Raw genomic sequence first — 23,713 nt, forward strand, 5'->3', positions numbered from 1 at the left:
CAATAATCAGCACCGTATCCTCTTCGAGCTCTGTCTGAATTAATTTGCCGATATGCACATCATAAGAGCTCATCTGCGAACCGATCCTTTCTTACAAGCGTTTATGCAATATTCAACAGGAGAGGCGGCATTCCTGCCCGCGACCGGCAACTTGTATTCCCGTACTTTCCTGATCTAAGTCCCTGGTCGGATGCATTTTGCCGGACGGTTCAACTATACTTTTTGTAAGACTTAGGCAGGAGTGGATAAATCGATGATTAAGCTGAAGGATATCGGAAGGTTCGAGAGTCTTCCGGGCATCGCGATGCATATTTATAACGGCGATATTCCGGCCTTGAAGGAAGCTATTGAGGCAGGCTGGGACACGGAGGAAGGTATAGCGCTCAGCCCCAATACTACGGTAAGCCCGCTGGACATGGCGCTGCTTTCTGAAAAGCTGGAAGTTGTGAAGCTGCTGGTGGAGCATGGCGTTAATTTGAATGATCGCAACAACCCCGCTTTTTTGCGGGCGGTCCGATACTGTAAGGAAAATATCGTGCGCTATGTGACGGAGCAAGGCGCCAAGCTGGATCTGACGAACAAGGTAGGCTCCAACGCTTATAGCGAGGCGTATTACGGCAACAAAAACAATATCCCGCTTATTGCAGAGCTGGGATTGGATATCCAGCAATATGGAGGACGCATATTGCGAACGGCTATTTCTGACTATGACTGGAAGACAGCCTCTTATCTGCTGGATCAAGGAGTGGACATCAATTATAACCAGCCGGATATGGTATATCCGTATGGAGCGACCCCGCTGACTGTAGCGGTGCGCATGGGCAATCAGGGAATGGCAAGAAAGTTGATCGAACGGGGAGCGGACGTAACCCTCATGGAGAAGGACGGCGAACGCCCGTATACGATCGCTGTGGCCAGCAAGAACAAGGAACTGGCCGATTATTTGAAATCGTTGGAGCCGGCAGCGTTCCATGATGCCGCTAACAAAACATACGAGCTGAAGTCCTATCGTTTATCTAAGGAAATTATGGATTTCTTGACCGGCGACCAGCTGCGTGTGGAATTGGCGGCTAATTCGTACGAGATCGGCTATATCGACTTCTTCTCCCTGAGCGATACGATTCCGTTCAAGGCTGGCCGTCAGAAGCTGCTTCGCTTGTCGGCCGACATCGACAACTACTCCCATCTCCAACTGGTATGGAATCCGAAGAAGAAGGGGCTGGGCTGCTATGACTTGGAGCACAAGGAATACGGGGACCTATGCGGGTTTTCCGAATTTCTGGCTGAGCCGGAGAGCTATCTGATCCGGTTCATGGAGGGAGAGCTGCACGCATGACGGCAGTGCAAGTACAACAGCCGATCGTTGAGAGCGCCGCAGCTTCGGCGTCAATGGGACTGGAGCTTACGCTTGGACAGTGCACGGTCGTGCAATGCAACTATGCGCATGGACGCCAGTTCGTTGACTCCATTCTCGGAGAGCCGCTCCATCAAGGTTACAACGTGCAGTACAAGGGCACAACGCTTCATATGCAGCGTACGGAGCTGAAGCATCGAGCCGGCTTTTGCCTATTGGATGACGGCGTCTACAGTTATATGAAGGTCTATGATTTTCTAAGCTTTTGGGCGCGGTTATATAACGCAGGGAAGCCGGTTGACGAGCTGCTGAAGGCGGTGGGACTGGAGGACAAAGCCAAGGTTCGGCTCTCCAGGCTCAGCATGTCTGAGAAGCGGCGGCTCAGCTTCGCCAGAAGCATTGTCCATGATCCAGAGCTGGTCGTATGGGAGGACCCTGAGCAGAATTTGGACCTTGAGGGCTGCATCATCGTCCGGAAGCTGATTGCCAGTCTCATCGATCAGGGCAAGACGGTACTGGTGACCTGTTCTACCATGGAGCAGGCCATCTCGCTGTCCGAGCATGTATACCGGCTGACGGAGAACGGCTTCCACCGGTTCTTGACGCAGGAAGAAGCAGAGCCGGCTGAACAGGCAGCCCCATTAGATGCGGCTGATATTCTGGATATAGAGGAGCCAACCGCGGAACAGCCGGAGACTGCGATGCCTAAGCTGGAGAAGCTAATGGTGAAGGCGGATGATAAATATGTGTTTCTCGATCCGTCGGATATTTATTATGTGGAGAGCAATGACGGATTGTCGCATATTCACTCAGGAGCGGGAGAGTTCGCGGTGACCTGGACGCTCACCGAGATGGAGTCGAGGCTCTCCCGCCAGCAATTCTACCGCTGCCATCGATCCTATCTCGTCAATCTCCAGCATGCGGCGGAATTGATTGTATGGTCACGCAACAGCTACAGCTTGGTAATCGGCGACGGCAAGAAATCGAAGATCCCGATGTCGAAGGCCAAATTCGAGGAGCTTAAGGCGATTGTCGGCTCGCAAACCTGATTCGTTCAACCTCAAAATGACCTATTTCATCCCCCTGACGGCGCAATTCATGGGGGATTTGCTGTGTCTGCGGGGGAATTTCGGTAAGCTTGCCGTGAGCTTGAGAAAAGCTACTAAGCGACAGTGGGTGACGGCAATGGAAAGCATTATTGAAGTGGAGAACCTTCAGAAATCGTACAAAAATAAACAAGCTTTGAAGAACGTCAGCTTCCGGGTGCGGAGAGGAGAGATATTCGGTTTTCTCGGTCCAAGCGGCTCGGGAAAAACAACGACGGTGAAAATTCTCACCTCTCAGCTGCAGCACACATCAGGACGGGTGAGCGTCTTCGGGGCGGATCCACTCCGCAATCGAAGGGCCGGTTTCCTGAGCCGGATTGGCGTGCTGACGGATAACAGCGGCATGTACGACCGGCTTACCGTGTACGACAACCTCAAGCTGTTCTGCGGCTTATATGGTGTCCCGGATAAAGAAATAGGACCGGTGCTGGCGTCTGTTAATATGGCAGCTGACCAGTCGACGCCGGTGCAGAAGCTGTCCAAAGGCATGAAGCAGCGGATCACACTCGCCAGAGCGATTCTGCATAGGCCGGAAATTCTGTTCCTGGACGAACCGACCTCAGCGCTCGATCCCGTTAATATGGGGCAGATTCATGATACCCTTAGACGGCTTAACCGCGAGGGCACCACGATCTTTCTGACGACGCACAATATGCAAGAGGCGGAGACGCTCTGCGACCGGGTAGCGTTTCTGAACAATGGAGAGATATCTGCGCTGGATACGCCGCTGGAATTGCGGCTGCAGCATGGCGACCGAACGATTACAGTTACAACGTCCAGAGGGAAGGAAATCGTATCGCAGGATGAAGCGGGAGCGAGACGAATCAGTGAGCTGATGGCAAGAGGAGAGCTGCTTGCGATTCATTCGAACGAGCCGACGCTCGGAGATATATTTGTCAAGATTACGGGGAGGGGCCTGGAATGAGTTTATCGCTGCATCGACTGCTCGCCATTATCAGCAAAGAATGGAAGGACTCCATAAAGAATCCGCAAATTCTGTTAATGGCGGGCATACCAATCTTAATGGCTATTCTGGGGAAGGGAAGAGCCCAGACGGCGGAAGGCGCCATGGATGTCTTTACAATGCCTCTAATGGTTGCTATTGTGACCGTCGGCGCCTTCGCTCAGGCCTTGATGATTTCGGAGGAAAAGGAAAAGAACACGCTGCGGGCGCTCATGCTGTCCCCGGCATCGCCTATGGAAGTGCTGCTCGGCAAAAGCGTGATGACAGCAGCCTTTACGGTCATCGTTATCTTTATATGTACCCAAATTACGGGCATACCTGATCTCCATTTTGGTTTTCTTATTCTGTTTGTGCTTATGATGCTTATTATCTCTATGGCTTTCGGTACGGTTATCGGGCTTATCTCGCGCACCGCATCGGAGACCTCAATTGTAGGGCTTCCTGTATTGCTAATCTTTATATTCGGACCTATGTTCGGATCCGGCATTGACTCTGCTGTCGTTGTGAAAATTGTGGAAATGCTTCCGTCTTATCAGTTCATGCTCGGGCTGTCAGATCATGTGAATGGCGGGGGATTGGAGGAAGTGAAGGGCAGTCTGCTGAACCTGGTGATCTGGACTGCGGCGGCCATTGTGCTCACTTTCATCATCTATCGCAGCAAAAGCTTTGATAAGTAGAGGAACAGACGAGAGTGGAAGGGGAGCTGGAATTGGATAAAAACAAGCTGGCAAGAAATATAGTGACAGCCGTGGTTGTCATCGCGGTGGTGCTTATTGTCAGGCGTTATTGGCTGCCGGATGGCATCATCGGATTTCTGTTCGGGGATAACGATTAATAAGAGAACCGGCCCTTAAGACAACGACCCGCAGCGGGCACATCATGTGCTTGCTGCGGGTCGTAATGATAGGTTAAGGGACATAGGCTCCAACAACCTCATAACGCCGCTCCCCGCCGATAGTCATATATTTCACTTCAATGGTATTGCCTTTCTGGAAAGCGGGAATCGATATGATTGGAATCACGGTTTTCACTTCGGCAGGGACCACATTTCCTTCGGGCTCGCTCACTGCCAAGCTGAGCAGCACCTCCGGCTGGTCATCAAGCTGTGCGTTAGTCTGATGGATGGACTGAATGACAGCCTGCGCCATCGTGCCTTCAGCCAGAATCATCTTTTGCTGCTTGAACCGCTGACCGCGGGATCGCAGCATCCTCACAACAATCACGATAACTATGGTTGCTGTAATCAGGGACATGACGGTTAACGCCGCCAAAAAAATCATCATCCTCTTCACCTCTCTGTTCATATGGAATGAGCAAATGGGATTGGCTTCCTTTTATTATAAGGCCATCTCCTCTAAAAGGGTAACAGTTTTCATAATCTTTAACAGTTTCCCACACAGAGGGGATGCAGGAGTAATTTGGCCCGTCGTAATACTTCCGCCCTGTTCGGGGCGTGCCCGTTATGTGAAGATAGGGACATCAAGGCAAGCGGCTCCGGCTGCCAGCTTTGGCCTTCAGGCTACCGCGTATCCTTCCTTCTATATTTCAATTAGGTGAACTAGGGGCGCAGCTTTCCTGAAGGAATTCTCTTGAGAGGAGGCATCCAGGCTATTATATTCCTTCCTTCTACACCAACTTCCAATGATTAGGGATATAGCTTTCCTGGTAGTCCTTATGCATATGAATACCATTTATTTGAGAAGAGCAAACAAGTTGATTGTGGGTCGGGGGGAGAATCCCCACAGCCTGCTGCCCCATACTTACTTGGCGACAGCGCTGAACAATATGGAGCAGCTAGGCTATACATTCTCGTCTTCATTGACGCAGGCTGTACGAACCCTGTCCCTTAAGCAGTTCATAGAGCTTTATATTCGGCTGATGTCAGATCTGAGAGAGATGACAGGCGCTCATGTTACATACAGACCTATGTACCCTGACTTTCCGAATCAAGTAATGGAGGCTCATGATGCTGAACTGTATTTGAACGCTATATATCACTATTACACGTTGAACGTTCCTGAATACGAGGATTCCGCCAGATCTCCACTGATGGAGAAGACGAAGCTGAATGTGATTGATCTAGGCAGCGAAGCGGAGTTCCGCGTCATCATATCCAGGCTGATTGGGGCGAATACATCCATCTCCGAGACTGACAAAGCAGATATCGAGTCGGTGATAGAATATGCGGATCACCAGATGCTGAGCGAAATATTGCCCCAGCAGATTCCTTATAAGGAGAATATGGGATTCATCGCAGGCGCATTGCTGAAGCATGGCAAAGCCGATACCGCATTAATCGGGCGCTATGTGAAGAGCGCAACCGATGTCCTTCGTCTGGCTGTCGCCTGGTCGGAAGGCGATGTCAGTCTTGCGGAGCCTGCACGCTTCCGCAAATTCAAGCGTTCCGAGAGGAGACTGCTTCTTGGGCTGCTGGAGCAATGCCATCCTATTACGGAGGATATGCTCAGATACAAGCAGCGCTGGATCAGGCTCGGCGAAATATTGCATCCTGCTGAATATAAGCATCGTTATACACGCTGCCACGAGGCCTTCGATATATTGCGCAACAATAAGCCGTTTACAACTTTTCGCGGAAGCGTCGAGCTTGCCTTGCAGTACCGGGATGTATGGACAGCAATGGATCTCTTGATGCAGCGTCCCGGCGAGTTCGCCAGACGGCTGGATCATCTGCTGCGTATAAGCGATGACAATGGGGAGTATGTCACGGCCGCCTTCAGCGAGATTGCGGACCGGGCAGCTACGCCTGTCTTGCTGCAAGTGAAGGCGCATTTTGCCCATCGTCATGAACGGGTCGAGCTGCGTACCTTTTTCCCCAAAGGCAATGCCGCCAAGGCAGTCGCGATTCCGCATCGGCTGCCTGGAATAGACCGTGCGCTGTGCGAAGAGCTGGTGCACATCTGTGACCGGACTCTGGTCGAGCGCTTCTCGGAGCTTCCGCCGCTTGGGAAGACCTATATAGACCGCCGATTGGCGAGTTGTCTGGTTCCGTTCTCTCAGCGTTCGGCTAGCAAGGCGCTGCGCACCATCGTAAGAGGCAGCCGTCTGGCGATGCCGGAGGGGGATACGATCCGCTTCTTCAGCTGGTGGAAGGAAGGGGATGTGAACGGCAAGCCTACTGGCCGGGTGGATATTGATCTGTCTGCAGTGATGTACGACAAGAATTGGGAGTACATGGAGCATATTTCGTATACGAACTTGCGATCCTCGAGCATGCGCGCAGTGCATAGCGGGGATATAGTAGCCGCTCCCAATGGCGCTTGCGAGTTCGTCGATCTGCATATCCCTTCCATTGTCGAGCAAGGCGGCCGATATGTCGTCGCAGTGCTTCAATCCTTTACCGATCAGCCGTATTGCGACCTGCCGGAATGCTTCGCGGGCTGGATGATGCGCAAGAAACCAGGCTCGGGAGAACTGTTCGAGCCTTCGACGGTGGAGAACAAAATTGATATGACCGCAGGGACTAGGATTGCGATCCCTGTTATTCTGGATCTCGTGTCGCGTACCGTCGTATGGGCAGATTTGTCCCTGACCAGACATCCGAACTACAACAATAATGTGGAGGGAAACAAGCGGGGGATTGTAACCATGGGCAAAGCAATGTGTTCGCTGCGGAAGCCCAATCTGTACGACTTGTTCACGCTCCATGCGATGGCAAGAGGAGAGCTGGTCGGCTCCCCGGGCGAGGCCGATGCGGTATTCTCGATGGATCAAGGCGTTACGCCATTCGCTGTCGAGGAGATCATGGCGGAATACCTTGCTTGAATAGCGAGGCCCCTGCCAGAGTGGACAGCAGGGGCTTCGCTCCATAAGGGGAGTTTCAGGCAGAGGCAAGTCTTATTCTGCGATGGGAAGCAAATACTTATTGGTGCCCATGACCTTGCCTTTCTTATCGAGCGCCGCAACCGTATATTCCTCAAGCTTGGAGGTCGCGGGCGTGATGGCAAACCAATAATTGCCGGAAAATTGGCTTTGAACCGTTTCAGCATCCCAATAGTTGCCGGAGCTGTCTGAGAGGCGGATGCCATCGATATCATAAGCCAATTTGCCATGAAAAAGGTGCATATTGCCGACGGTTGTAACGGCGTCCATGGTTACGCCATCCATAACCGTCATATAGGTATACGGACCGTCTACACTGAACATATGCGACCACCCGTCCACACCAGTCCCAATCGCCTTGCTCCCGCCATAGTCTTTCCATTGCAAGATATCGATATAGATATTGTCTTTGAGTCCTGATTCCTTGGGCATAACCGAGTAGATGATAACCTGATTGTCAGGAAGCGGCTTCTGAAGCAGAACTTGCTTCTTCCATCCGGTCTTGCTTCGGTAGTTAATGAGCAGGTCGCGAATTTCCCTGTCAAGCTCAGGGCCAGTCGCACCGGCATGAGAAGGCGGGTCTGTAACTAGACTCTGCTCAGGCATATTGGTGAAGAAAACGATAAAGCAAAGAGCCGCGGCAATAAGAACCGCGCCAAGCGTCCTCCGTTTACGCCAGGACATGGCTTGCCGCGCTGGCTTGCCAAGAGCCCGGTTATGTATATCCGCAGCCATCTTATCAGTGAAAGTGCGGGAGCGGAGCGGCTGATCCAACTTCAGGGCGTCATACCATTCGGGATTAGACCCATTGTTCATGCGCGTCATCCTCCTTCAGCAGCTTGGATAGTCTCTGGCGGGCTATATACAGCCTGGATTTGACGGTTCCTTCCGGAATGTCGAGCAGCGAGGCGATCTCGACCAGCGGCAGCTGATGCCTCGCGTGAAGCAGCAGCACTTCCCGATGCTTGGCGGGCAGGTTGAATACTTGTCGCCATACTTCGTTCGACGCCTCTTCGTCCAGATAGGCCTGCTCCGCCGATCGATGATGGCCGCTTGGAATAATGCGGTCAAGCAGCAGCGTTCGCCGGAAGAAAGCCGAATTCCGGTAGTTGTAGCTCAGATTGCGCGTTATGCGCAGAAGCCACGTCTTGACGGATGCCTCGCCCCGGAACGACTCAAGATGGCGGTAAGCCTTCAGGAACACTTCCTGGGCAATATCATCCGCCATGCTGCGGCTGCGGCAGATGAGAAAGGCATAGTTCCATATTTCCTGTCCGTAATCACGCATCAGCGATTCAAGTGTCTGTGCGTCCATTTCTATGGCATATTTCAAGTAGCTATAGTCCAACGTCGATCACCTCCTACAGAATAGACAAGATAGGGGGACCCCAGGTTCATTTATATCCAACGTTTTGTGATAAATCAACTCCTTTGTGGGACGTTGTTAGGGTCTATCTGAATAATGGGGATATAGATGAGGGTGTGAATCGATCCATTCTTTCATTTCGATAATCATTTGTTCGTAACTAGGAACCTGGAACGAAAAATCATGGCGGTTATTACGTAATGTCTTATCCAGATTCACAGCGTCTGAGGGTAAGATGTTTAAAGGCTTGGACTTAAAATGCCGATTGAACAGATGCAGCAAATCAAGCTTGCTGATGCTCGCATTATTGACTAGATTATAGATTCCGGTTATTGGTTCTGCCGCTGCGCGTTCCATGGCTTTGGCCAAGGTTAGCGTAGTCACACCTGTCCAGATAGCGCGGGTATAACCATGTATGGTCCCGGATTGCTTCATGAACCAATTGAACAAGCCTATGCCGTCTTCTTTCATATCCGGCCCAATAATTGAATTTCTAAAGGTTAAATGATGGGGGTGATCGATTTCTCCGAGAGCCTTTGTTCGATCATAAAAAGTTTCGCCATCACGCAAGCTCTGTTCATGATAAGGTGCCGCTTTGCCCGAAAAAACGCAATCTGTGCTCATATGAAAAAGTCTGGTTCCCCTATCTTTCAGCAGATCGGTAAGGAGGTGAGGCAAATAGGAGTTGAGATAGACGGCTCGTGACGGATCACGATCGCATGAGTCGTTTAAGACACCGATACAATTGATTATGACATCATAGTGTTCAGACAATGCGGATTTCAGCACGGAGGGATCGGAGAGGTCGCCATTTTGGTTATAGCCATAGGGGAATGGCGTTCTTGAGAGGGTAGCAACGTCATGTCCTCTTTCGTGCAAGTACAAGGAGATGGTGTGGCCTGCCATGCCAGTGGCTCCAAGAACTAAAAATTTCATCTTGTTCACCCCTTCCATTTGCGAAGCTCTTCTTGAATGAACGGCAGTTTTAACAGCTTTTCTTTGATTTCAGGGACAGAAAGAATCTTGGTGTTATTCGAGTTGTATTCATCGGTTAACCTAATCTTGTGAGACCCGTGCTCCAGATATTTTCCATAATTCAAATCACGATTGTCTGAAGGAACCCGGTAGAAATGATCCAGCTCAATCGCTTTCGCGGCCTCTTCTTTGGTGAGCAGCACCTCGTATACTTTCTCGCCGTGGCGCGTTCCGATCACTTCGATTTTATTATCCGCGCCGAATAATTCCTTTAATGCTTGCGCTAAATCCCCTATATAAGAAGACGGCGATTTCTGGACCATGATGTCCCCATTTGATGCATGATGGAACGCATATAACACCAGCTCGACGGCTTCTTCAAGACTCATAATAAACCGCGTCATGTTGGGATCCGTAATGGTGATTGGTTTTCCAGCTTTAATCTGTTCGATGAATAAGGGGATGACGGAGCCGCGGGATGCCATAACGTTCCCGTATCTCGTACCGCATATCAAGGTTTTGTCTGGAGAGACCATTCTGGATTTGGCAATGAACGTTTTCTCCATCATCGCTTTAGAAATGCCCATTGCATTGACGGGATAAGCGGCTTTGTCGGTAGACAGGCAAATGACCTTTTTGACACCCGCCTGAATGGCTGCTGTCAGTACATTGTCTGTCCCCAGCACATTGGTTTTGACGGCTTCCAGCGGGAAGAATTCGCAGGATGGAACCTGCTTAAGGGCTGCAGCGTGAAACACATAATCCACATCCGTCATGGCCGTATTTACACTGCTAATATCCCGTACATCCCCAATGAAAAACTTGATTTTATTGTTTTTATATAACGTGCGCATGTCGTCTTGCTTCTTTTCGTCTCGGGAGAAGATCCGGATTTCCTTAATATCCGTATTTAAAAACCGTTCCAATACCACATTGCCAAATGAACCCGTACCGCCTGTGATGAGCAACGTTTTATCTTTAAACATGATATCCCGGCACCTTCCCTCGAAAGATTTATTTCAATCCTCTTTGATATAAATCATATTCAGAATTTGTCCGCGGGTAATTGTACCAATAAGCAAAAATGCCCGTATAGTTGCGGGACGGATTTCGATTAAGCAAGGCTCTATTAAAATCGCAATCCCCAGCCATATCGCTTCTAATGGTGAATCTGGCATCGCCAATAAAGCTCCTGCGAATGATTTTGAACTGACCACACCAGCCATATCGATTTTCCTCGTTGATCACAAAAGGCAAGCCTAATTTGGTGAGCATGTTGTAGTAATAAAAATCATATCGGCCATCCACTTGCGCCAGCACATCCCGAATCGTAGGCAGATATATATCATCGCTGTCAATGATTCCAACATAGTCGCCTGTTGCGGCTTCTATACAGCGGTTATAAGAATAGCTGGCGCCCATATTTTTTTCGTTGCGCAATATTTTTAACTGGGGATGCTGTTTTTGATATTCTTGTAGAATGGCTAAAGTTTGATCGGTTGAACCGTCATCACATACGATTATTTCATAGGCATATTCTTTGGGAATGCTATCCAGCATGGTTCTAAGCCATTGTGCACTATTATAAAGCGGGCTTAAAAAACTGAATTTCATAGAGGCTTTCATTCCTTCTTAAATTATATTTACCCCGCTACTATATGCGTTTCGTGATTCAAAAGTTCGGAAATCCCATGGGAATGGGCAAATAAGCAGCTATGCAAGCCTTGAATCCGCCAACCGAAAGATAGACTAGGCTCAGGTTTACAAGGCAGCGAATATATTCACTTTATCTTTACTTTGATATAATCGGATTTGCAACATATTCCAATCTGACATGATGAGGTAGACTCATGAAAAATATGAACTTTCAAGTAAATCTGCAAGGCGTAATTGACCTATTATCCAATCATTTGTACTCCGATCCCGGCGTATTCGTGAGGGAACTGCTCCAGAACGGCGTCGACGCGGTGACGGCCAGAAGAAGGCTCGGGCATGCCTTCGATGAGACAGTGAAGGTGGAGGTTTTCTCCTCTTACACGCTGGCTTTCTCGGATAACGGCTGCGGCCTGACGGAATCGGAGATTGAGCAATTTCTAGCCCGCATTGGCAGCTCGACGAAGCGGGAGCAGCAGGATACGGCCGATGATTTCATCGGACAGTTCGGCGTAGGGCTGCTCTCTTGCTTTGTCGTCAGCGAAGAGATTGCGATGATTACCCGTTCCGCCTTGGAGGGCGATGCTCTGGAATGGCGCGGCAAGCCGGACGGCACCTACACCATTAAGAAGCTCCAGCATGAGGTTCCAATCGGGACAACGGTATACCTCAAGGCCAAGCCGGACTATGAGGACTACTTCGAGTATTATCAGACCAGCGAGCTGCTGGAGAAGTACGGACAATTCCTGCCGATTCCGATCATGCTGATCGAGGACAAATATGAGCGTACGATTAACGTGCCTACCCCTCCGTGGCTGATGGACAAGGAAGAAGCTATTGCTTATGTGGAGAGGGAGACGTATTCCAAGCCCATGGACATTATTCCGCTATCCTCGGTCATTGGGGGCGTGTCCGGCATTGCGCATATTCTTCCGTACGCAGTCAGCCTGCAGGATGAGAAGAGGCATCGCGTTCATTTGAAAAACATGCTGCTGTCCGACAAGATGAACAACATCCTTCCGGCATGGGCTTTTTTCGTCAACGGCATATTGAATACAGACAGCCTCCGGCCCACGGCATCACGGGAAGCCTTTCAGGAGAATGACCTGTTCTTTGCTGTCCGCGACGAGCTTGGGGAGTGTATCAAGCGGTACCTGATGGAGCTGTCCGAGCGCGATCCGGAGCTGTTCCAGCGTATTATTCGCGTGCATTATGCCTCTATTAAAGCGATGGCCGTGGAGGACGATGAGCTGTATGCCTTGTTCATTCGCCATTTAAGCTTCGAGACTTCCTACGGGGATATGAGGATGGCGGATATTCTTCGCGATCATCGCATGATTCTTGTTGCGGTTTCTCTGGATGAATTCCGTCAGGTTGCGCGCGTGGCGAAAGCGCAGGAGCTGATGGTTGTGAACGGCGGCTATGTGCATGATCTGGACCTGGTACGGAACGTGACGGCGGTAGAGGATGATGTATCGGTTGATATTCTAAGCATTTTGGAATTCGCCAACCGCTTTGAAGAGCTTGGCTATGAGGAGAAGCTGGCCGTTCAGCCGTTCCTGGATCAATCCGATGAGCTGCTTGAACCGTTCCAATGCCGCACGCTGGTGCGCTGGTTCGAGCCCGCGGACATTCCTGTGCTGTACAATACCGACCGGGAAGCGAACTTCTTCAAGCTTGCAGAAGCAAGCGAGCAGGAAGCGAACCCGCTATTCGCGGAAGTCGTCCGTGTGATCAAGGAAGGGCTGTATGAAGGGCCGTATGCGCGACTCTGCTATAACTACAACAATCCGATGGTCCGCAAGGCGATTGAATCCCGTGATCCGGAGCTGCAGAGGGCCAGCATCGAGCTGTTCTATACGCAGGCGCTTCTGCTCGGCAACCATGTTATGGGGGCGGAGGAGCTGCGGATGATGAATGCGGCGCTGCTGCGATTCATGAATAGAGGATTTGGCGGAGAGGCAGAGGCTGGCCTATGAGGAATCGGTTCAATGAACTCAGACGCGGCAGCTGGAGCATAACGGATGAGAAGCAGAAGGTGGCCACCTTCGAGGAAATGATTGTGATGGCCGATCGCTATATGACGGAAGAGGACGCCTACGACACGCGGATTAACTACATGTCGGCCGCGCTTGATGCGGGCTCGCGGGAGAAAATATTGGTCGCTTTCTCCTGGTGCTTGGCGAAATTCGAGCAGACGCCGGGCGAATATTCCGTGCATACCTTGCTCTGGTATTACAAGTGGGTCCTGAATGAAATCTGGCGGATGCCGGAGTTCAGTCTGGATCAGGTGGAGCGGATTTACGAGGATTTTAAGCAAAAGTGCATTCAGCACGGCTATAATCTCCGGCCGTACTATCAGCAGAAGGTTAACTTTTTGCTGTCGCAAGGAATGCTTGCGGAGGCGACGGAATTTTATAAGCTATGGCGTGCCACGCCGCGGGATTCCTTGGCAGATTGCAAAGCATGCGAGCAGAATCTGTTCGGCGTATACCAGTTCAAGATGAATCATTACAAGAGGGGCATGGGGACGCTGAAGCCGATTCTGGAGGGGAAGATGAGCTGTCATGCCGTCCCTCAGAATACGTACAGCCATACCATTGTGCCTCTGCTGAAGCTCAAGGAATATGATCAAGCCATAGCGATTGCGAAGAAAGCGCGCCGGCTCATCAAGGGACCGCAGTTTCTGGAGGAGCATGGCATCTTCCTGGAATTTTTCACTGTGACCGACTTGCCGAAGGCGGTGAAGATCTATAACGATACGATCCGATATGGCTTGGACAGCAAGGTGGGATGGGATCGGTTCCACTATTTCCTGTCCGTTCGGATGTTCCTGGCAGAGTGGCACAAGAAGAGCCGGCGGAAGAAGCTGGCCGAGGCTGATCGCGTGACGATGGATTGGCTGGACTGGGAGATTGCGCGGCTCGCAGAGGCGTTTGACCGCAGGAATGGCAACTCGTATATGACCGGATTCATTGAGGAGAAGAGCCTGCATACCCGCCGACTGATCGCGGCTTTCGCGTCGCGGTCGTAATATCGGGAGAGCGGTGTCTTCGCGCTGACCCGCAGCAGCAAGGAACTGCACCTGAATGGGGTGGCGTCACGCCGCCCCTACGGGTGCAGTTCTATTCAATTCAGCTTGCAATAGAGGTAATGAAGCTATGCTGCGCAGGTTCTAGCCGGGGCTGCTTCCAGGTGAAGACTGTATTTGCCGGGCGACGCGGTCGCCGAGCTCCGGCGATGCCTGCGACAGATAGCCCAGCACGACGCCTCGCGTCTCCTGAGAGATGCCGGCAAGATCAGCGGCCAGATTATCGACCAGATGCTCCTGCTGCATGGGAGGAAGAGCTTGATAGAACTGGCCGGCCTGCGTGAAGTTGTCAGGCCTCGGAATGTCGGAGCGCTGCAGACGGCCCTCTACAAGCCGTCCGTCGCCGCTGGTGACAAGATTGGCGGGCGTCCAATTCTCCTGATGATTGACCGGGATTTTGCGGAAGCCGGGCCCAAGCCGCCGCCGCTGCGAGTCCCAGTAAATATTGGCGCGTCCCTGCAGCATCTTGTCGTCCGATAATTCGGCGCCTTCAAGCAGATTGGAAGGCGAGAAGGCGAGCTTCTCTACTTGTTCCATATAGTTGTGGGGGTTGCGGTTAAGCACCAGCCTCCCTACCGGCCTCATGGGGTAGAGCCTTTCATCCCATATCTTCGTATCATCCAGCGGATCGAAAGGAAGCACGGCCTCATCCTGCGGGTTCATAAGCTGCACATACAGCCCGTATTCTACCGTCTTGCCCGCTGCCAAGGTGTCGTATAGGTCCTGCCCGGCGTAATCGGGGTTCTCGGCAATCCATTTGGCTGACTCCTGACGGTCTATGTACTGAATGCCTTCGGCCGGAATCCAGTGATACTTGACGTACACGCGTGCGCCTTGCGCGTTCCTCCATACATAAGTATTGACGCTGTGTCCCGGAATGTGGCGAAGACTCTTGACCGTGCCTGCGTCAGAATAGAGGTAGAGAAGGAAATGCGTCGCTTCCGGCGCCCGGGCGATAAAGCTCCAGAATCGTTCCGGGTCAAGCAAGTTGTTTACCGGCGAGGGCAGGAATGCCTTGATCGATTCCGGGAAGCGAATGGCATCCCGCACAAGGAAGACAGGAATATGGTTGCAGACGAGATCGAATACCCCTTCATCGGTATAGAATTTGGTGGCAAATCCGCGTACGTTGCGGGATGTGTCCGGTGTGCCCCGGTTGCTGACGGCCAGGGAGAAGCGTACGGTTACGGGAACCTTTTGGCCGGGGCTTTGGAGGAAGCCAAGCTTGGTATAAGGCGTCATGGAATGAACGGTCTCGAAGTAGCCGAAGGCGCCGTAGCCCTTGACGTGAACCGGCCTTTCCATGATTTTCTCGTGAACAAAAGTCTCCAGCGTCTCATGCAGGATGTTGTCCTGCTCTAGTACCGGGCCGCGGTCGCCTACGGTCTGCGAATGCATCTCGGCGGGCGCATCGCCGGCCCAATGACCGGAGACATGAGCCTGGCGCTGCTCATCCCCTGCCGCATGCTGCGTTGTTCGGGCGGACGGCTTTTGCGAGTTTTTGTTGGAGTCAACCATCAATCTACCTCCCATATCTTTGAATGTATCCCTACTACCATATGGTTCAGGTCAGGCATCCATGCCATTACGATGGAATCGATAAAAGGAGTGAGTTCCGAGTGGCCGCTATTCTTATTGCTGAAGATGATGCTCATATACGCGAGCTGATAAGCGAGCACATGCTGGCTGCCGGCTTCCGAGTGGTGGAAGCCGGCAACGGCGTCCAGGCGCTGGCTATGGTGCAAGATTCAGAGATCGACCTGGTCATACTCGATATCATGATGCCGGAGATGGACGGCTGGGAGCTGTGCAAGGCTATTCGCAGCGAGGGAAGGGATATTCCGATCCTTATGCTGACGGCGAAAGGCGAGACGGGCCAGAGGGTAAAAGGCTTCCAGCTTGGTACTGACGACTATTTGACCAAGCCCTTCGATCCGCTGGAGCTGGTGCTGCGTGTGAAGGCCTTGCTGAGGCGTTACCGAATCGCATACTCTCATATTGTGCAGCTGGGCGGAATTGTGTTGAACCGGTTGACCTGCGAGGTTACGCGGGGAAGCGAGAAGCTGACCTTGCCGCTGAAGGAGTTCGAGCTGCTGTTCAAGCTGGCCAGCTATCCGGGCCAAATCTTCACAAGAGAACAGCTTATTGCCCATATATGGGGAATGGCTTATGAAGGCGATGACCGGACGGTGGATGTGCATATCAAGAGACTGCGGGAGCGGTTCAGGGATGAGTCTAACGGGTTCCGCATTGAGACAGCCCGCGGCCTCGGCTACCGGGTTGTGGTTCTGCCATGATCAAGTCGCTTTATATGCGGGTCGTCCTGACCTTTCTGGCTGTCATACTCGCAGCTATCGTGTGCGCTTCTTTGGCGGGACTCCTGCTGTTCCAGAGGGATCTGAACGCCTTGCAGCAAGAAGAGATGCGGGCAGCGGGAGAGCATGTGCTAAGCGTATATGAGCAGGCAGAGGCGAAGGATCTGGAGCGATTCATCAGGGATGTGTCCGCTTTATCCTCGTATCCGGTCCGCATCTTGTCGGAGACCGACCATCAGGAAGCCTATAAATCGATTAACGATACATACGATGTCCGGCTTACGCTTGAAGCTGTGCAGAAGGTGCTTGGCGGAGAGATCTATCAAGCGGCGATTAAGGCAGAGGGCGCATTCATCGGCTTGCCTATACAGTTCCAAGATGAGCCATACGCGCTGATCTTATTGTCTTCTTCGAGGAATGAAGGGCTCATTATTCGATTATTCCTTGTTATTCTTGGCCTTGTCTTGCTTGCAGGCAGCTTGTTTATTCTGTTTGCTGCGGGTTATCTGGTGAAGCCGCTCCAGAAACTGACGTCGGCCACCAGACGTCTGGCCAAGGGCGACTTCGATGTGGCGCTGCGGATGAAACGAAGAGATGAGATCGGGACGCTGGCGGAAAGCTTCAATGAGATGGCGAAGGAGCTGAAGGAGCTGGAGACGATGAGGGGGGACTTTGTCGCAAGCGTCTCGCATGAGATTCAGACACCGCTGACGTCCATCTCCGGCTTTGCGAGAACGCTGAGGCATGGCAAGGGGATTGCCGACGAGAAGAGGGACCGTTATCTCGATATTATTGTCGCCGAGAGCGAGAGACTGTCGCGATTAGGCGACAATCTGCTGGCTCTGGCTTCGCTGGAGTCCAGCCGCCATCCGTTCGAGGCCCGGACTTTCCATCTGGATGAGCAAATCAGGAGCGTTGTCGTTGCTTGCGAGCCGCAATGGTCAGCCAAGAGCATTCAGTTGGACGTGGACCTGGGCGCTGCCGCCTCTATTACAGCAGATGAGGATCAGCTCAAGCAAGTATGGCTGAATGTGCTGGGCAACAGCATCAAGTTTACGCCGGAGGGCGGACGCATTGATGTATCCCTATCATCAACGCCGGCTTTTCATACAATTACATGGACCGATACAGGCCAAGGCATGTCACCGGAGGAGCTTAGCCGCATATTCGAGCGGTTCTATAAGGCTGACCGGTCGCGCAGCGGAAGCGGCAACGGATTAGGACTTGCGATTGTCCACAAAATAGTGGAATACCACTATGGAGAGATCGAAGTGCGGAGCCAGGCGGGACAAGGCACGGCAGTCATCGTCAGGCTGCCGGTCATCCCTCCTTCCCGCGGGTAGAGCTCGGGGTACATGCCATTTATGCCCATTCAGCATGCCGTCACCGGACAGGTGGCGGTTATTTGTTGTGTTCATCACTTAAGTTCATGCTCCGTTCATAATTCCCCTCTATCCTCTAGCTGAGCAGCTGCACAATAGAGCTTAGGAGGAAAAGTCTTGATGGATTCAGTTAAATGGCTGACGGTGTATGAAATGATTTTGGGTGTGCTTCAATTGTTCCTATTGATCTGGTACGCGGTGCCTGTCACCAGAAGAAGCGCCCGCTGGATTGATTGGGTGCCGGGCGCGGGCATTGTTGTTGCCGCGGCCAGCGTTGTGTCGGGAGATACTTCTTTGCTGGCATTGGCGTTTTATTTGCTGACCGCGATTTTATTTTTGAGCACGTTAAGGCGGCTGTTCAGGAGAAATCCTCTCCTAACTCCTCCGAAGCGAACGCTCTATAAGGCTGTGCGGATAGCTTTGAGCCTGCTTGGGGTGCTCTTCTTGGGGCTCGCCGTTCAATCGGCCGGGGAACTGCGCTATAACCCGGAGAGCGACTTCAGCCGAATGAGCTACTCCGACGCTTTCGTCCAATTAAATGAGCGGCTGTCGATTGAATATCCGTTCGGCGAATGGAAGAGGATCGATTGGGACGGTTTGAGAGAGCGGTATGAGCCACTCTTCGAGCAAGCGGAGCAAACGAAGGACCCGGATATCTACAACAAAGCCTTGCGGCAGTACCTGGCCGAGATGAGAGACGGCCATATCCGCATAGTGAACGATAAGGTGTATGACAGCCCCGTGTATAAGAGGGAAGGCGGGGGCGGTTTCGGAATAAGCACGATTCGGCTTGATAATGGGCGAGTGCTGGCAACGCTGGTGTTGAAGGGAAGTCCGGCTGATAAAGCGGGAATTCGAGTAGGCACGGAAATCTTGAAGTGGGACGGGGATGATGCAGGGAAGGCTTATGAGGCGGTAAGCTGGAGCGATACCCCGAATACGGATCAGAATGAAAACGTAAATCGGGGACGATTCATGCCAAGGGCGCCAATCGGTCAGGTCGTGGAGGTTGTATACAGAAGCGAGGCAGACGGGGAGGAGCAGACGGCAAGTCTGACCGCTTACGATGACCAATATGAGACGCTGAAACGAACAAGGCCTCAGCTAACGGTCGAGACGCCGCCGGTTGAGGGACGGATGCTGGACAATGGCTACGGCTATATTCGAATCAGCCGCTTCCTGCCGGGCGCATCGTCGCCCAATCCCGCCAGCGACCTCAAGCAGTTGTTGCAATCATTGATGGACGAAGAGATGAAAGGGCTAATCATCGACCTGCGGGATAACCCGGGCGGGGAGGACGCTCTGGCTGTATGGATGGCTGGACATTTTGTGAGTGAAGTGACGCGTTACTCTTATGTAAGCTACTATAATCGCTATACCAAGAAGTTCGAGCTCAACACTGGCGAAGATTATAGGATTCGGCCTTCCAAGCCGTATTACGGCGGCAGCATCGCGATCCTGGTCAACGGTCGGACAGCCAGCTCGGGAGAGGGGCTGCCGCTTGTCTTGAAGGGGAGGCCGAATGTGACGATTATCGGCTTCACAGGCACGAATGGCTCCTTCGGTGTAATGACCAGCCCGATTACGGCGGCAATGCCAGGGGGTTATATTGTAGAATCGGCAGACGGACGGGCGCAGAATGGGGACGGCATTATTATGGGCGACGGGGATTATACCGGTGCGGGCGGCGCTGTGCCGGACATTCGAATTCCGCTTAATGAAGAGACCTTTGCGATGAAGTACATCCAAGGAGAGGATGTTGAGCTGAAGGCCGCCATTGAAGCTCTTGGGCAATAATGCTTGTCCGGCTGCGTATTTGGGCAAGATTATGGTAGAGTGGAAGGAGCAGGACGAGCAGAGAGGAGGACATGTATGTTAGCCGTATTAAGGCAAGTCCAAGGAGGATATCGGGCACGGTTCGAGCGTCGGCTGAACCATCCCGTAGAGAAGGTATGGGCCATGCTTACGGACAATGAGCAGCTGAAGAAGTGGTTCCCCGAGCTGCATGTGGATGATTTGCGGGAAGGCGGAGTCATTAAGTTTGATATGCAGGACGGCACGTTCGAGGAGATGGCGATTCTGGAGCTGAAGGATCAGTCGGTGCTCCAATATACATGGGGCGAGGATCAGGTTCGATTCGAGCTGTACCCGGAGGCGGGCGGCTGCAGTCTTGTGCTGATCGAGGACATTCAGGCCTTAACGGATCATACGCCGTAGGATCTTGCAGGCTGGCATGTATGTCTCGATGTCATTGAAGCTTTATTAGAAGACAAGACGCTCGATTCACGCATGAGCGTTTGGGAGATGCAATATACGGAATACAGGCAGCTTGTCGAGCTGCTTCAGAAGAGCTAGATGTGTCCGGCCCGCCACTGTATGGCGGGCCGGTTCTAATTGCAGCGCCCTGTTATAATTCGATAGCGTCTTGCCTGGCGAGCGGCGGGTAGGGCATGGAATGGCTCATGTACAGCTGCTGATCAGTGAAGCGGCGTACGCGGTTATGGCCCCATTCCGCAACGGTATAGCCGGATCGGACCAGTGTATCCCATGCCGGATGGCATTGAGACGCGCTCAGGACAGCGGCCTTGGCTCCCCAGTTCTTGCTCTTGATACCGCATAGCCACTCAGGAGCGGTCAACAGAATAATAAGCGATTGATCGGGCTCAGGCGCACGGGCGGACAGCCACTCTTCCATAGTTTTGAAGGAGGGATGGGCGTAGTCGATACGCAGGACCGTGACCTGAGCGCGTACGGGAATATCATGCCGTGCCATCAGCCTGTGCAGCAAGGCTAGCTCAGACTGCCTTATCCTTCTCCTGCAATACCACAAGACCAGTGAAATCGCGACTATAGTGACACATAATAGAGTAGGGTATAGGATCATAGCTCTATCGCAATCTCCTTGCTCCGCTTCAGGCTCGAATATAGCTCCCAAAGCATGGTTCCGCCAGCGATAACGGTTATTCCGGCGAGTGCGATCACGGCTGCATTCATATCGGCGGGGGAGCGATCGGGCAAAGCGATGCGGCCGCCAGCCAGCAGCATCAGAATAACGTTGCGAAAGACAGGATATTTATTCAGCACTTCAATCTTGCCAAAGCAAGAGCAGCTGGTATCGTCGCTTTCTTGCAATCGCCGCTTCCGAAACAGCATGACCGTGAATCCCGCGAAGAGCAGGACGGCGAACAAATCCTTCCACATATGCAGGAAGCCGAAGCCGTATAGCAAAAACAAGGCAAATTCAGCCGTTAATACGCCCCCTGCCGCCAAGGTTAATAGCTGTCTTGGCAGTATGCGATAGGCGGCGATAGATAGCCGGAAGTCGGCAAACGACGATCCCAGCTTAGAGAATGCCGCCAGAAAGAACATGGCAGCGAGCAGCATATCCGTTAAATAGGCTAATACATGCATAGGGTCACACTCCTTCTTCCTTCTAACAGAACGTCAGCGATAAGGAAGGGAATTCTAGTTTCATCTCTAAAATGAAATATTTGTATATTTCATGCTAGTAAACTATTTGGAGGCTGTCAACTAAAAAAGATTCATCAAAGCCGCTTACTTTACAGGAAGCGGTCTATGATGAATCCAAGTTTCAGACCGGCGGGATCTTCATGGCGGTCTCAATGTTCTGCTGATCCAATTGGAATTGCTCGTTCACTTCATGCGTATGATACAAGCCCCGCTGGATCAAGTAGTCGGTGATCATCTCATGGGCATCTATCGCTTCTTCAAGCTGCTTGGCCAGAATAGCTATGACCTCCGGGGTGACGCACTCCGTAATGGCCATGGCGTAGTTGCGCACCCCGCTCTTCGCGTTCATATGCAGGTCCATGGCAATGACTTCATCGGTCAGCTTATTTACGCCCATCATATATTCCAGTATCGGGTTCATGTTGTGATCTCCCCTTGCTGCTGAGCATTGGACAGCAGATCTCTCAATTCCTGCAGCTGCTGTGTGGATACTTGTACGTCATGCTGCATGATGCGTATCAGCTCGGGGTCCGATACCAGAGCCTGCATCGTTTTGGATTTGGTCATGCCAATGGTTTTGAACGCAGCGAGCTCATGAACCTCCAACGTCTCGTGCCATGCATAGCTTTTATTCATAATTAATACATGATCCTCCCATCCTGGTTGTGGCTTATGGCTTCAAAATCACCTTGATGCAATTGTCGGTTTTCGTATCGAATACCTCATAGCCTTGCTTAGCGTCATTAAGCGGAAGGACGTGAGTAATGATGTCGCCCGGATTGACTTTGCCTGTGGTTATCAGCTCGTACATGTAGGGCATGTAGTGAATGACCGGAGCCTGCCCGGCGCGAATGTTAATGTTACGCTGCATAATATCGCCGAGCGGGAAGGCGTTGTAGCGTCCGCCATACACACCTGTGATTTGAATGGTCCCGCCTTTGCGCACCGCCTGGGAAGCGATAATCAATGGACTGAGCGTGCCGCCTTGCAGCTTCAAGCCGCTAGCCAGAAATTCGAGGTCGCTCATTTTTCCGTCCATACCGACCGCATCGATGACGACATCGGCGCCGCCTTTCGTAATTTCCTTCAGATAGGCCCCTGTATTCCCATGCTGCTCGAAGTTAATAATCTCTACATGGTTGTTGCGTTTCGCATGCTGGAGACGATAGTCCACGTAGTCGACGGCAATAACCCGTTTGGCTCCCTTCAGCCAAGCGAACTTTTGGGCTAGAAGCCCGACCGGCCCGCAGCCGAGCACAATAACCGTATCGCCATTCTTGACGCCGGCGTTATCTACGCTCCAGAAGGCCGTAGTCATGGCATCGGCGATCAGGCATAGCTTCTCATCCGGCTCCTCGCAGCTTTCGGGTATTTTGAAATGGGTGAAGTTGGCAAACGGCACGCGCAAATATTCCGCTTGTCCGCCCGGGTATCCGCCGGTAGTGCCGGAGTAGCCGAAGTAGGCGCCCATGTCGCCATTGTCATTGGAATTATCGCATTGGCTCTCCAGCTGGTTTTTGCAATAGAAGCATTCTCCGCATGCGATGTTGAACGGAATGATGACCCGGTCCCCCTTCTTAAGCTTGGTGACGCCAGGCCCTACCTCCTCTACAATGCCCATAGGCTCATGTCCGATCACGTAATCCTCCTGGAGGTTGGGGATCATGCCATGAATCAGGTGCAGGTCGGAGCCGCAAATCGCCGTGGTTGTCATTCGGACAATCATATCGTCCGGCTTTTCGATTCGGGGATCGGGGACCTCTTTGACCTCAATATTTTTAATGCCTTGATAAGTTACGGCCTTCATGCAAAATGTCCCCCTATATGTTCATCTGGCGTGCGGTCGAACATGCCCTTGCGCCGGGTATCCTCCGGGAATAAGTTCATCTGCCCGATCTTGACGGTGTTATTCGCCGACAGCATGTCCAGCTTGTACTGCTCCTTTAGCTCATACGGGTGGAACCATTTCTTGCGGATCATGAGCTCCGTAATCTCCTGATGAAGCGCAATGGCTTGCCTCAATTGGTTGCGCAGCAATGCTCTTGCATCCGGGGCTACCGTCTCGGTCAAGGCGACCGCCGTATTTCTTACGCCTTCTTTGGCGCGAATCAGAAAGTCCATGGCCAAGGTCATATCAGCCAGTTCAGGCATGTGTAAGGAGTTAATAGGATCTAAGTAGTCATTGTTCACGGGCTT

Annotated in this window: 25 protein-coding genes; 12 read left to right on the forward strand and 13 right to left on the reverse strand. The window is 52.1% G+C overall.

What is annotated here, in order from left to right; all coding sequences use genetic code 11:
- Positions 1-253 precede the first annotated feature (253 nt).
- The 5 genes from D3P09_RS24775 (at position 254) to D3P09_RS28390 (ending at position 4,259) form a co-directional block, all read left to right on the forward strand.
- Complete coding sequence (locus tag D3P09_RS24775; protein ID WP_120114122.1) at positions 254-1,336, forward strand: ankyrin repeat domain-containing protein; 1,083 nt, start codon at positions 254-256, stop codon at positions 1,334-1,336.
- Entirely contained in the window at positions 1,333-2,403 is a 1,071-nt protein-coding gene (locus tag D3P09_RS24780; RefSeq protein WP_120114123.1) for a LytTR family transcriptional regulator DNA-binding domain-containing protein, read from the forward strand. The genes D3P09_RS24775 and D3P09_RS24780 overlap by 4 nt, the downstream gene beginning before the upstream one ends.
- Before the next feature lie 136 nt (positions 2,404-2,539).
- Positions 2,540-3,385 carry an ABC transporter ATP-binding protein gene (locus D3P09_RS24785; RefSeq protein WP_120114194.1) on the forward strand — a complete coding sequence of 282 codons (846 nt, stop codon included), beginning with the start codon at positions 2,540-2,542 and terminating at the stop codon, positions 3,383-3,385.
- Positions 3,382-4,101 carry an ABC transporter permease gene (locus tag D3P09_RS24790; protein WP_120114124.1) on the forward strand — a complete coding sequence of 240 codons (720 nt, stop codon included), beginning with the start codon at positions 3,382-3,384 and terminating at the stop codon, positions 4,099-4,101. The genes D3P09_RS24785 and D3P09_RS24790 overlap by 4 nt, the downstream gene beginning before the upstream one ends.
- A 32-nt stretch (positions 4,102-4,133) precedes the next feature.
- Entirely contained in the window at positions 4,134-4,259 is a 126-nt protein-coding gene (locus tag D3P09_RS28390; protein WP_279387147.1) for a hypothetical protein, read from the forward strand.
- 73 nt (positions 4,260-4,332) lie between these two features.
- Here the strand turns inward: D3P09_RS28390 and D3P09_RS24795 are convergent, their stop codons facing one another.
- Complete coding sequence (locus tag D3P09_RS24795) at positions 4,333-4,707, reverse strand: hypothetical protein (protein WP_120114125.1); 375 nt, start codon at positions 4,705-4,707, stop codon at positions 4,333-4,335.
- Positions 4,708-5,098: 391 nt separating this feature from the next.
- Between D3P09_RS24795 and D3P09_RS24800 the strand changes: the two genes are divergently transcribed.
- A complete protein-coding gene (locus D3P09_RS24800; RefSeq protein ID WP_120114126.1) occupies positions 5,099-7,207 on the forward strand; it encodes a TerD family protein in 2,109 nt (702 codons plus the stop codon).
- 72 nt (positions 7,208-7,279) lie between these two features.
- Here D3P09_RS24800 and D3P09_RS24805 read toward each other — a convergent pair whose 3' ends face one another.
- The 5 genes from D3P09_RS24805 to D3P09_RS24825 all read right to left on the reverse strand — a co-directional run bounded on the left by D3P09_RS24805 (position 7,280) and on the right by D3P09_RS24825 (position 11,219).
- The gene (locus D3P09_RS24805) at positions 7,280-8,080 is read right to left on the reverse strand and encodes a hypothetical protein (RefSeq protein ID WP_120114127.1); all 801 of its coding nucleotides are present in this window, start codon (positions 8,078-8,080) and stop codon (positions 7,280-7,282) included.
- Positions 8,064-8,612: an RNA polymerase sigma factor gene (locus D3P09_RS24810; RefSeq protein WP_243644467.1), complete on the reverse strand. Its 549-nt coding sequence runs from the start codon at positions 8,610-8,612 to the stop codon at positions 8,064-8,066. Before D3P09_RS24810 ends, D3P09_RS24805 begins: the two co-directional genes overlap by 17 nt.
- Before the next feature lie 96 nt (positions 8,613-8,708).
- On the reverse strand, positions 8,709-9,566 hold the full coding sequence (locus D3P09_RS24815) for an SDR family oxidoreductase (RefSeq protein ID WP_120114196.1): 858 nt from the start codon (positions 9,564-9,566) through the stop codon (positions 8,709-8,711).
- 5 nt (positions 9,567-9,571) lie between these two features.
- Positions 9,572-10,591 carry a polysaccharide biosynthesis protein gene (locus D3P09_RS24820; protein ID WP_120114128.1) on the reverse strand — a complete coding sequence of 340 codons (1,020 nt, stop codon included), beginning with the start codon at positions 10,589-10,591 and terminating at the stop codon, positions 9,572-9,574.
- 28 nt (positions 10,592-10,619) lie between these two features.
- On the reverse strand, positions 10,620-11,219 hold the full coding sequence (locus D3P09_RS24825; protein ID WP_120114129.1) for a glycosyltransferase family 2 protein: 600 nt from the start codon (positions 11,217-11,219) through the stop codon (positions 10,620-10,622).
- A 236-nt stretch (positions 11,220-11,455) separates the two neighbouring features.
- Between D3P09_RS24825 and D3P09_RS24830 the strand changes: the two genes are divergently transcribed.
- Together D3P09_RS24830 and D3P09_RS24835 are read left to right on the forward strand one after the other, a co-directional pair.
- Positions 11,456-13,237 carry an HSP90 family protein gene (locus D3P09_RS24830; RefSeq protein ID WP_243644470.1) on the forward strand — a complete coding sequence of 594 codons (1,782 nt, stop codon included), beginning with the start codon at positions 11,456-11,458 and terminating at the stop codon, positions 13,235-13,237.
- Positions 13,234-14,292, forward strand: a complete 1,059-nt coding sequence (locus D3P09_RS24835) for a hypothetical protein (protein ID WP_120114130.1) — start codon at positions 13,234-13,236, stop codon at positions 14,290-14,292. The genes D3P09_RS24830 and D3P09_RS24835 overlap by 4 nt, the downstream gene beginning before the upstream one ends.
- A gap of 141 nt (positions 14,293-14,433) precedes the next feature.
- On the opposite strand, the gene D3P09_RS24840 is transcribed toward D3P09_RS24835, so the two are convergent.
- Complete coding sequence (locus D3P09_RS24840; RefSeq protein WP_243644482.1) at positions 14,434-15,747, reverse strand: catalase; 1,314 nt, start codon at positions 15,745-15,747, stop codon at positions 14,434-14,436.
- A gap of 221 nt (positions 15,748-15,968) precedes the next feature.
- Between D3P09_RS24840 and D3P09_RS24845 the strand changes: the two genes are divergently transcribed.
- The 4 genes from D3P09_RS24845 to D3P09_RS24860 all read left to right on the forward strand — a co-directional run bounded on the left by D3P09_RS24845 (position 15,969) and on the right by D3P09_RS24860 (position 20,263).
- The gene (locus tag D3P09_RS24845; protein ID WP_120114132.1) at positions 15,969-16,646 is read left to right on the forward strand and encodes a response regulator transcription factor; all 678 of its coding nucleotides are present in this window, start codon (positions 15,969-15,971) and stop codon (positions 16,644-16,646) included.
- Positions 16,643-18,007, forward strand: coding sequence for a sensor histidine kinase (locus tag D3P09_RS24850; protein ID WP_120114133.1), 1,365 nt, complete (start codon positions 16,643-16,645; stop codon positions 18,005-18,007). Before D3P09_RS24845 ends, D3P09_RS24850 begins: the two co-directional genes overlap by 4 nt.
- A 159-nt stretch (positions 18,008-18,166) precedes the next feature.
- Positions 18,167-19,843, forward strand: a complete 1,677-nt coding sequence (locus D3P09_RS24855) for a S41 family peptidase (protein ID WP_120114134.1) — start codon at positions 18,167-18,169, stop codon at positions 19,841-19,843.
- Positions 19,844-19,918: 75 nt separating this feature from the next.
- The gene (locus D3P09_RS24860; RefSeq protein WP_424452627.1) at positions 19,919-20,263 is read left to right on the forward strand and encodes an SRPBCC domain-containing protein; all 345 of its coding nucleotides are present in this window, start codon (positions 19,919-19,921) and stop codon (positions 20,261-20,263) included.
- A gap of 190 nt (positions 20,264-20,453) precedes the next feature.
- Here D3P09_RS24860 and D3P09_RS24865 read toward each other — a convergent pair whose 3' ends face one another.
- The 6 genes from D3P09_RS24865 to D3P09_RS24890 all read right to left on the reverse strand — a co-directional run bounded on the left by D3P09_RS24865 (position 20,454) and on the right by D3P09_RS24890 (position 23,707).
- The gene (locus D3P09_RS24865) at positions 20,454-20,819 is read right to left on the reverse strand and encodes a hypothetical protein (protein WP_133305055.1); all 366 of its coding nucleotides are present in this window, start codon (positions 20,817-20,819) and stop codon (positions 20,454-20,456) included.
- A gap of 107 nt (positions 20,820-20,926) precedes the next feature.
- Positions 20,927-21,457, reverse strand: a complete 531-nt coding sequence (locus D3P09_RS24870; protein WP_120114136.1) for a MauE/DoxX family redox-associated membrane protein — start codon at positions 21,455-21,457, stop codon at positions 20,927-20,929.
- A 181-nt stretch (positions 21,458-21,638) separates the two neighbouring features.
- Positions 21,639-21,938: a spore coat protein gene (locus tag D3P09_RS24875; protein WP_120114137.1), complete on the reverse strand. Its 300-nt coding sequence runs from the start codon at positions 21,936-21,938 to the stop codon at positions 21,639-21,641.
- Positions 21,935-22,153, reverse strand: a complete 219-nt coding sequence (locus D3P09_RS24880) for a hypothetical protein (protein WP_120114138.1) — start codon at positions 22,151-22,153, stop codon at positions 21,935-21,937. Before D3P09_RS24880 ends, D3P09_RS24875 begins: the two co-directional genes overlap by 4 nt.
- Before the next feature lie 34 nt (positions 22,154-22,187).
- The gene (locus D3P09_RS24885; protein ID WP_120114139.1) at positions 22,188-23,324 is read right to left on the reverse strand and encodes a zinc-dependent alcohol dehydrogenase; all 1,137 of its coding nucleotides are present in this window, start codon (positions 23,322-23,324) and stop codon (positions 22,188-22,190) included.
- Positions 23,321-23,707 carry a spore coat protein gene (locus tag D3P09_RS24890; protein WP_120114140.1) on the reverse strand — a complete coding sequence of 129 codons (387 nt, stop codon included), beginning with the start codon at positions 23,705-23,707 and terminating at the stop codon, positions 23,321-23,323. The genes D3P09_RS24885 and D3P09_RS24890 overlap by 4 nt, the downstream gene beginning before the upstream one ends.
- Positions 23,708-23,713: the final 6 nt, after the last annotated feature.

Source organism: Paenibacillus pinisoli (assembly GCF_003605435.1).
GTDB classification, from domain to species: domain Bacteria; phylum Bacillota; class Bacilli; order Paenibacillales; family Paenibacillaceae; genus Pristimantibacillus; species Pristimantibacillus pinisoli.

Excerpts from the sequence above, each read along its gene's own strand:
- D3P09_RS24775 (WP_120114122.1), top strand. The coding sequence starts at position 254 with ATGATTAAGCTGAAGGATATCGGAAGGTTCGAGAGTCTTCCGGGCATC.
- D3P09_RS24780 (WP_120114123.1), top strand. The coding sequence starts at position 1,333 with ATGACGGCAGTGCAAGTACAACAGCCGATCGTTGAGAGCGCCGCAGCT.
- D3P09_RS24785 (WP_120114194.1), top strand. The coding sequence starts at position 2,540 with ATGGAAAGCATTATTGAAGTGGAGAACCTTCAGAAATCGTACAAAAAT.
- D3P09_RS24790 (WP_120114124.1), top strand. The coding sequence starts at position 3,382 with ATGAGTTTATCGCTGCATCGACTGCTCGCCATTATCAGCAAAGAATGG.
- D3P09_RS24795 (WP_120114125.1), bottom strand. The coding sequence starts at position 4,707 with ATGATGATTTTTTTGGCGGCGTTAACCGTCATGTCCCTGATTACAGCA.
- D3P09_RS24800 (WP_120114126.1), top strand. The coding sequence starts at position 5,099 with ATGCATATGAATACCATTTATTTGAGAAGAGCAAACAAGTTGATTGTG.
- D3P09_RS24805 (WP_120114127.1), bottom strand. The coding sequence starts at position 8,080 with ATGAACAATGGGTCTAATCCCGAATGGTATGACGCCCTGAAGTTGGAT.
- D3P09_RS24815 (WP_120114196.1), bottom strand. The coding sequence starts at position 9,566 with ATGAAATTTTTAGTTCTTGGAGCCACTGGCATGGCAGGCCACACCATC.
- D3P09_RS24820 (WP_120114128.1), bottom strand. The coding sequence starts at position 10,591 with ATGTTTAAAGATAAAACGTTGCTCATCACAGGCGGTACGGGTTCATTT.
- D3P09_RS24825 (WP_120114129.1), bottom strand. The coding sequence starts at position 11,219 with ATGAAATTCAGTTTTTTAAGCCCGCTTTATAATAGTGCACAATGGCTT.
- D3P09_RS24830 (WP_243644470.1), top strand. The coding sequence starts at position 11,456 with ATGAAAAATATGAACTTTCAAGTAAATCTGCAAGGCGTAATTGACCTA.
- D3P09_RS24835 (WP_120114130.1), top strand. The coding sequence starts at position 13,234 with ATGAGGAATCGGTTCAATGAACTCAGACGCGGCAGCTGGAGCATAACG.
- D3P09_RS24840 (WP_243644482.1), bottom strand. The coding sequence starts at position 15,747 with ATGCATTCGCAGACCGTAGGCGACCGCGGCCCGGTACTAGAGCAGGAC.
- D3P09_RS24850 (WP_120114133.1), top strand. The coding sequence starts at position 16,643 with ATGATCAAGTCGCTTTATATGCGGGTCGTCCTGACCTTTCTGGCTGTC.
- D3P09_RS24855 (WP_120114134.1), top strand. The coding sequence starts at position 18,167 with ATGGATTCAGTTAAATGGCTGACGGTGTATGAAATGATTTTGGGTGTG.
- D3P09_RS24860 (WP_424452627.1), top strand. The coding sequence starts at position 19,919 with ATGTTAGCCGTATTAAGGCAAGTCCAAGGAGGATATCGGGCACGGTTC.
- D3P09_RS24865 (WP_133305055.1), bottom strand. The coding sequence starts at position 20,819 with ATGGCACGGCATGATATTCCCGTACGCGCTCAGGTCACGGTCCTGCGT.
- D3P09_RS24870 (WP_120114136.1), bottom strand. The coding sequence starts at position 21,457 with ATGCATGTATTAGCCTATTTAACGGATATGCTGCTCGCTGCCATGTTC.
- D3P09_RS24875 (WP_120114137.1), bottom strand. The coding sequence starts at position 21,938 with ATGAACCCGATACTGGAATATATGATGGGCGTAAATAAGCTGACCGAT.
- D3P09_RS24880 (WP_120114138.1), bottom strand. The coding sequence starts at position 22,153 with ATGAATAAAAGCTATGCATGGCACGAGACGTTGGAGGTTCATGAGCTC.
- D3P09_RS24885 (WP_120114139.1), bottom strand. The coding sequence starts at position 23,324 with ATGAAGGCCGTAACTTATCAAGGCATTAAAAATATTGAGGTCAAAGAG.